Raw genomic sequence first — 7,951 nt, forward strand, 5'->3', positions numbered from 1 at the left:
TCGTCAATTTCCGCAACCGAGGCTCTAGCGATACAGAAACTCAGTGCTTTCTCCTGTATTTCGACAAAAAGAGCTTCTCGGCGTTTTTCCGTCAGCTTTTTGGAATCCTTTAAGCCGACAATAGGCTTCGCCGGGTCGAGAATAACGGCCGCCGTCACTACATCCCCGCACAGAGGTCCGCGTCCAACTTCATCGACGCCCGCCGTGAGAACAGGCACATCAAATTCGGCAAATAAATCGTCTATTTCAGCCATTTGCCACTCCAGCGCAGTTTAGTACTACATCGGCAGCCCGTTCACTTGCTCCTAGCGCCAATTGACGATGAATACTTTGAAACTCATTAATCAAAGTCTCACGGTGATTTGCATTATTCAATTGCTCTAACAACAAGGGCCCCATAACCTCTGCACAGACTTCGTCCTGAAGCACCTCTGGCACCAAGGCGCGCTGCGCTAATAAATTTGGCAGAGAAAAGTAAGGCGTTTTTACAAGACGCGATAATAATTTGAAAGACCACTTACCAAAACGGTAGGCAACCACCATTGGCCGCTGTAATAACAACGCCTCTAAGCTAGTAGTTCCGGATGCCATCAACACCACATCAGCGGCAGCCATCACCGTGCGCGACTGCCCACTCACCACCCGCACCGGCAAGTCTTGAGAAAACGAACCAATTGCCTGCAGTATTTGAATTTTACGTTCCGCGTTAGCGGCGGGAATCAGAAACTCAATATTCGGTTGGGCTCGGCGCAACCATTGCGCAGTGTCTATAAACGGTCTAATTAATTGAGCGACCTCGCCGCTACGACTGCCCGGCAAAATAGCCATTACTGGGTGCCCATCTTCCACGTCCAGCTCAGCTCTCGCCGCACTGCGCTGATCGGCAAGGGGAATTTGATCTGCCAAAGGATGGCCCACACAAGTCACCGGTACCCCGTGCTCTTGATAAAAGCGTTCTTCGAAAGGAAATAAGGTCAGCATGTGATCTACCGACTTAGCGATACCCTTCACTCGGCCCTGCCGCCATGCCCACACAGACGGACTCACATAATGCAGTGTCTTTATCCCTCGTTTGCGTAAAAATCGCTCGATATTCAGATTGAAATCTGGCGAATCTATACCCACAACGATCGCGGGCTGCCAATGCAGAAAATGCGTTTTAAGCATTCGTCGCAGGCGCAATAACTCCGGTAGTCGTTTCAGCGGCTCAACCAAGCCCATCACCGACAAACGATCCATTTCACACAGGCTGTGACAGCCCTGGCCAATCATCAGCGGCCCGCCCACCCCTTCAAATTCAGCATCGGGAAAACGCGCCTTGATCGCGCGAATTAAATCAGCGCCTAAAATATCGCCGGAGGCTTCCCCAGCGATAATACCGATTCGTAAAGCAGTCATAAATTAGCCATGGTTAAGCGGCCGGAAGACGCGATTTAACGCACAATACCGCGCTGAGATTGAGTTAAAGAATCCGCCAATAACTGCACATCTGGAAATTCCGCAATCAAGGGCTGCAAAGCAGCCAGTGCTTCATCCACCGTATTGTTCTGGCGATAAATAATTTTATAGGCCCGGCGAATAGCGGCAATACTATCGGCGCTAAATCCCCGGCGTTTTAAGCCTTCGCTATTAATCGTTTTGGCTTCGGCAGGTGTACCACTTACCGTTACATATGCGGGTACGTCTTTACTGATACCGCAGCCAAAACCAGCAAAGCTGTGAGCACCAATATTGCAGAACTGATGGACTAGCGTATAGCCACTCAAAATAGCCCAATCGCCAACAATGACATGCCCAGCCAGTGACGCATTATTTACCAGAATACAGTTGTCACCAATTACAGAGTCATGGCCAACATGAACATAGGCCATAAGCAAATTCTTATTGCCGATAATGGTTTTACCGCGATCTTGAACAGTACCGCGGTGAATTGTGACGCCTTCACGAATCACATTATCGTCACCGATATTCAGTTCGGTTTTCTCACCTTTGTATTTAAGGTCTGGGGTGTCGTCACCGACCGTCGAAAATTGGAATATACGATTGTTCTTGCCGATTTTGGTCGGCCCCATCAACACCACATGAGAGCGAATTTCACAGCCCTCACCAATTTCGACATTGGCGCCAACTATAGTCCAAGGACCAATAACAACCCCTGCACCAATCACCGCACTGGGGTCGATTATTGCGCGAGGATCTATGACTGCCGTAGGATGAATATTCTCAATCACAATCACTTACTCTTTCTGTCGATGCACAGTATCGTCGCCGACGCGGCCAGCTTCTCTTCAACAAACGCTTGGCATTCAAATTTCCATAAGCCACTTTTATCGGACACATACTGGGCTTTTAGAATTAACTGATCACCGGGCACCACTTGGCGCTTAAACCGTGCTTTATCGACACCGGCAAACATATAAATCGAACCTTCTGCAGGCTTTTTATTTAAGGTTTTAAAACCCAAAATACCCGCGGCTTGCGCCATCGCCTCGATGATCAATACGCCGGGCATAATCGGCAACTCAGGGAAATGACCGTTAAAATGATTTTCATTACCGGTAACATTTTTAAGCGCGACTATAGATTTACCTAGCTCGAGTTCGAGCACCCTATCAACCAATAAGAACGGGTAGCGCTGGGGCAGATATTCTTTAACTTCATTGATGTCCATCAGCATGGCTCAGTTTTCATCCTTTATTTGTTTTAAACTTTTTCTCTAGAAATCCAACTCGCCGAAATAATTCGTCGAGCTTCGTAAATCGCGCAGCATTTTTCCGCCAGACTGCCGTTTCCATCATTCCCGTACCACTGGAGTACGAGCCCGGCTCTAATATCGATTTAGTGATCATTCCCCGCGCCGTAACATGAACATGATCCGCTATTGTAATATGCCCCACAACACCGACGTTACCCGCTAAAGTGCAATGCTTACCAATTACCGCGCTACCTGCTATCTGGCAGCCTGCTGCCATCGCAGTACCATCGCCAACAATGACATTGTGGGCGATCATAGTGTAGTCATCGCAAATCACGTTATCGCCTAGCACGGTATCATCGAGCGCACCGCGATCTACACAGGAATTAGCGCCTATCTCGACCCGATCACCAATTCGGACACCCCCCAATTGGTGTATTTTTTGCCAGCCTGTTGGGCTAGCGGCGAAACCGAAGCCGTCACCGCCGATCACGACACCTGAGTGAATAACGACTTCATTGCCAATACTCACTCCGTGATAAATCGAAACATTAGCGTGAATATAGCAATTTTCACCAATCTTTGAGTTCGCACCAATCACCGTACCTGGGCCCAGCACCGTACCGGCTCCGATCACTGCCCCCTGTTCAATGACACAATTAGCGCCAACACTTACAGACTCGTCCACATCGACAGCCACTACAACAGCACTAGGATGCACGCCTGCTCGAGGCTTTTCCATTGGATCAAACAATGCACTTGCCCTGGCGTAAGCAAGATAGGGATCGGCTGTTATTAAGCAGTTTCCGGTGTAATCACTAGCGAGTTCGGGATGGAGAATCACCGCGCCAGCAGAGCTGTTCTGTAGCGCGGCTTTAAATTTACTATTCGATATAAAACTGAGGTGAGCGATGCTAGCCGTGGCAAGAGGCGCAATCCCGACCAAGCGGGTTGCGGCATCGCCCCGGAAATCTAATTCCAGGGCTGCGGCGAGTTCAGCTAGGCTGAAAGCATTCGCCTCGAACATTTACTTAGTGTTATTCAACTTATCAGCTACTTTAGCGGTGATGTCGTAGCTGCTGTCAGCGTGAAGTACTGATTTGCGCGGCAATAACAAACCAATATTCTCATCCTTCACCAGCTGGGGAAGAATTTGCTGCAATTTAGGACCTAGCTCTTGAAGAATTAACTGTGCTTCCTGCTGGTTAGCACCTTCAATTTTACGAGCCAAATGCTCGCCGTCTGCACGTGCTGCATCAATTTTATTCTTAGTTGCCTGACGCTGTTCGGCACTAAGAATATCGAAATCCTTCTGGAACTGCTCAACGATCTTGTCGTAGTTTTTCTTTAAGGATTCTAATTCCGAAACATTCTTTTTGTAGTCAGCTTGATTGCGCATAGCCGTTAAGCGCTTCTTCGCCATGTCGGTATTCAATACTGCCGCTTCAACATCAAATACCGCGATCCGACCTTCCGCAACAGCGCCGCAAGCCCAAAGAGCCATAACAGCAACGGCAACCACCTTATAAAACTTCATGAAAAACTCCTATCCATTATTTTACGATCAGTTAGAAACTACGACCCAATGAGAACTGAAATATTTCAGTATCGTCAATTTTTTCAGGATTCAGTGCCCGACCCAAACTAAAGGTCAATGGCCCAAAACCAGTAATCCACGTCGCGCCGACCCCAGCCGAATAACGCAAATCTGAGACCGCAGGCGTTGTACAATTTAGCTGTGATGCGCCACAACTTGTGCTAAAGACATTACCCGCGTCAATGAAAAAGCCACTGCGCACCGAACGCTGATCTTTTACAAACGGCAGCGGGAACAATAACTCGATACTCCCTTCCACCAGCACGTTTCCGCCAAAAGGGTCAGGATCGCGACTAAAGGAATTGGCACTATCAATCACTAGCAAGCCCGTTGCCGGATCTAAAACATACGCGCCCTGCGCAGATAAAGCCCGTGCATTGCCGTCGGCATCAATCGCTGTGGCAGCTTGACTAATACGATAAATATCGGCTGTTGAGCTACGCGGACCAAGGGTATTACTCTTGTAACCCCGCACCGAACCAAAGCCACCTGCATAGAAGTTCTCATAGAACGGCAGTTGCTCAAGATCACCGTAGCCATCACCGTAACCCAACTGAGTACGGAAGCGGAAGGTGAAGCTGTCGGTCAGTGGCACATACAACTGCCCTTCGTACCCTAACTTAAAATATTCAAGATCAGAGCCAGGCACGGCCACTTCAACCGAAAGCGACTGAGATGCACCGCGGGTAGCCAAAAGCCCCCTGTTCAATGTCGACTGACGCCATGACATACCGGCAGTGAAGTTATTAAACTCTTCGCCATATTTATCTAGAAAACCCTCTTCTTCGGGGGTTGTTAATGCGCTTGCCGGAAGATTGTCGATACTTTCAAGTACTTCGGCAACAGTGTACTTACCCGTGCTAGGGTCCTTAGTACTGACATAGTAGTTGTCTATGATATCCAGTAGTCGCGGGCTGGTTTTAATCTCTTTTACCGCGCTCACGCCCGCTTCAATCAAGGTGCGATTAAAGCCCAGATTAAAGCCGAGCCGCTCAGTTTCTGAAATCGGGTAGCCAAAATTCACACTACTGCCGTAGGTATCAGTGGTGTAGCTCGCAACGTTAATTTCTTCGTAATCGGTGGTTCGGTAAAACACCGAGAAACCACGGCTGACGCCATCTTCAGTAAAATACGGATCGAGGTAATTGAAGTTGACGCTAGTAGCGAAGTCGCTGCGCGAAACCCCAAAGCCAACCTGCTGACCAGTACCGAAGAAATTGTTTTGTTGGATATTGGCACTCAGCAATAGACCACTATCCTGGGAAAAACCAACACTTGCGCCGAGGCTACCGGAACTCTGCTCCTCGACCTTGTAGTGCAGATCAATCAGATCGTCAGTGCCTGGGACTTCTAAAGTATCAACTTTCGCTTCTTTAAAGAAACCAAGCCGCTCCAGACGAACGCGTGACAGTTCAATTTTATCTGCGGATGCTGGCGCACCTTCAAATTGGCGCATTTCGCGGCGTAGAACTTCATCAGAAGTCCGTGAGTTGCCTTCGAAATCAATACGACGAACATAAGTACGCTTGCCCGGATCGATAAAGAATTTCAACGCAACAGTTTTCGCTTCTTCATCACGCTCGGGAATACCGCGAACCTTCGCGAAGTTATAGCCTTCATTCCCAAGGCGCTTTGTTAAAAATTCTTCAGTGCTGGTGACCAGCGCCTGGGAGAATACTTGCCCCTCCTTCACCAAAACGAAACGCGACAAATCGTCTTCAGGCAAAACTAAATCACCCGACAGTTCGGCACTGCTCACGGTATATTTCTCACCCTCGTCCACGTTTACGGTGATATACACCGATTTGCGGTTGGGGCTGATGGCAACCTGAACTGAGTCGGCATTAAACAATAAGTAACCGCGATCGAGGTAATAGGAGTTAAGTTTTTCTAGATCGCCTTTTAATTTTTCGCGGGAGTACTTATTAGCACTGCTGAAAAAAGAAAATAAGCCACCGGTTTTTAATTCGAATAAATCGAGTAAGGTTTCGTCGTCATAGATGGTGTTGCCGACAATATTGATGTGCTCGATGGTGGCATTGCTGCCTTCGTCGATAATAATACTAATCGATACACGGTTGCGAGGCTCGGCGACGACATCAGTTTCAATGCTGGCATCGTAACGCCCCTGGGAAACATACTGCCGCGTCAACTCCATACCCATGGTTTCGAGGGTAGAGCGCTTAAAAACCTGCCCTTCTGCAAGCCCCGCACCTTTCAGGCCATCCATCAAGGCATCTGTAGCCAGCGCCTTATTCCCTTCTAGGCTGATTGCACTGATTGCAGGTCGTTCAACTACCCGCACAACCAATACATCACCATCAACACCAATTTGAATATCGTCGAAGTTGCCGGTATTGAACAATGCCCGCGAGGCATTCGCGAGGGCTCGCGGTTCAACTTTGTCGCCAACACTGATTGGCAGCGCCGAAAACACCGTTTCCGATGAAATTCGCTGCAAACCTTCAATGCGGATATCCGACACTGCGAGTGAATCTTGAGCCGAAGCGAAAAAGCTCGCTGACCACAGAAAAAGACTAAGTGCTAAAAGGCGTTTCATCAACAGCTAAAAACCAAGGCTCGGGGCGCCGCCAAAAACAAGCAGCAGCGCCAATATGTAAGATAAAAAGCATCGCATAGACTAAAAATTACAGCCGCAACACATCGTTATATAAAGCAAATACCATGACAAAAACCACCAACACCAAGCCCAGTTGATTCGCCCAGCTCTGAACTTGCTCAGCGACGGGCTTACCGGTCAGCCATTCAAAAAGCGCGTAGACAATATGCCCACCGTCTAATACTGGAATTGGCAGTAAATTCAATACGGCTAGACTAACACTCAATAGCGCCAAAAACGTCAGCCACGAAAAAAAGCCATACTGTACTGAGGAGCTGGCCACTTTAGCAATGGTTATAGGCCCACTCAAGTTTTTTGGCGATAACAGGCCAGTAAGCATCTTTTTAATCGCCGATAATGTAAAAGCGCTCATCTGCCATGTTTTATCGACCGCCGCTATTCCGGCACCAATCAGGCCGTAATCTACCGTGCGCTGCATCTCGGCAGGCCATTCCGGCATCGCCACACTCACACCGACATAACCATAGGCTTTAGCGGATTCATCTATCTTGCGCTCAGGCGTAATCTGCAACTCACGTTGCTGGCCATTACGATTGACGAGGAGCTTCACGGTCTGCTCGGGTATATCCCGAACATAGTCAACCCAATCCGTCCAACTAGCAACGTCATGCCCGTCGATAGCTAAAATCAAATCACCCGACTGTAATCCGGCGCGCTCGGCTGGACTATCGGGCATAATTTTATCCAATTTAGGCACCAGTGCCGGCATATAAAGCGTCACACCCAATTCTCGAACTGGGTTTGGCTCTTCGACACCTTGCATCCAGCCACTTAGGGTAACGGTGCTCTCGTACACCAAATCGGAGTCTGGGTACTTCAGTGATAAATGGATATCGCCATCTTCACCGATGCGTTCCAGTAGCTGCATTTGCAGCGCTTCCCACGTCGGGGTTGCCGTGCCATCGACCGCAAGAAACTCCTGCCCCGCGACGATGCCTGCGCGGGCAGCAAGGGATCCCGGCTCAACTTTCGCAACGATTGGCGCAACGCCAGTGACGCCGTTTAAAAAGATCACCCA

General features: G+C 48.9%; 7 protein-coding genes and 1 pseudogene. All 8 read right to left on the reverse strand.

Annotated features, from left to right (window positions below; genetic code table 11):
• A pseudogene (rnhB, locus tag ABYT30_RS12560) lies at window positions 1-254 on the reverse strand (ribonuclease HII); the annotation flags it as partial.
• Entirely contained in the window at window positions 247-1,398 is a 1,152-nt protein-coding gene (lpxB, locus tag ABYT30_RS12565; RefSeq protein ID WP_373082703.1) for a lipid-A-disaccharide synthase, read from the reverse strand. The pseudogene rnhB and the gene lpxB, both read right to left, overlap by 8 nt.
• Before the next feature lie 35 nt (window positions 1,399-1,433).
• Window positions 1,434-2,231: an acyl-ACP--UDP-N-acetylglucosamine O-acyltransferase gene (lpxA, locus tag ABYT30_RS12570; protein WP_373082706.1), complete on the reverse strand. Its 798-nt coding sequence runs from the start codon at window positions 2,229-2,231 to the stop codon at window positions 1,434-1,436.
• A 2-nt stretch (window positions 2,232-2,233) separates the two neighbouring features.
• Entirely contained in the window at window positions 2,234-2,674 is a 441-nt protein-coding gene (fabZ, locus tag ABYT30_RS12575; protein ID WP_373082719.1) for a 3-hydroxyacyl-ACP dehydratase FabZ, read from the reverse strand.
• A gap of 13 nt (window positions 2,675-2,687) precedes the next feature.
• On the reverse strand, window positions 2,688-3,722 hold the full coding sequence (lpxD, locus tag ABYT30_RS12580; protein WP_373096773.1) for a UDP-3-O-(3-hydroxymyristoyl)glucosamine N-acyltransferase: 1,035 nt from the start codon (window positions 3,720-3,722) through the stop codon (window positions 2,688-2,690).
• Window positions 3,723-4,232, reverse strand: a complete 510-nt coding sequence (locus ABYT30_RS12585) for an OmpH family outer membrane protein (RefSeq protein ID WP_373082710.1) — start codon at window positions 4,230-4,232, stop codon at window positions 3,723-3,725.
• Window positions 4,233-4,263: 31 nt separating this feature from the next.
• Window positions 4,264-6,852 (reverse strand): outer membrane protein assembly factor BamA, encoded by a 2,589-nt coding sequence (bamA, locus tag ABYT30_RS12590; protein WP_373082711.1) that lies wholly within the window; start codon window positions 6,850-6,852, stop codon window positions 4,264-4,266.
• An 88-nt stretch (window positions 6,853-6,940) separates the two neighbouring features.
• Window positions 6,941-7,951: RIP metalloprotease RseP (gene rseP / locus ABYT30_RS12595; RefSeq protein ID WP_373096775.1), on the reverse strand; the 1,011-nt coding region annotated here is incomplete at its 5' end.

It is taken from the genome of Zhongshania sp. (assembly GCF_041623545.1).
GTDB lineage: Bacteria > Pseudomonadota > Gammaproteobacteria > Pseudomonadales > Spongiibacteraceae > Spongiibacter.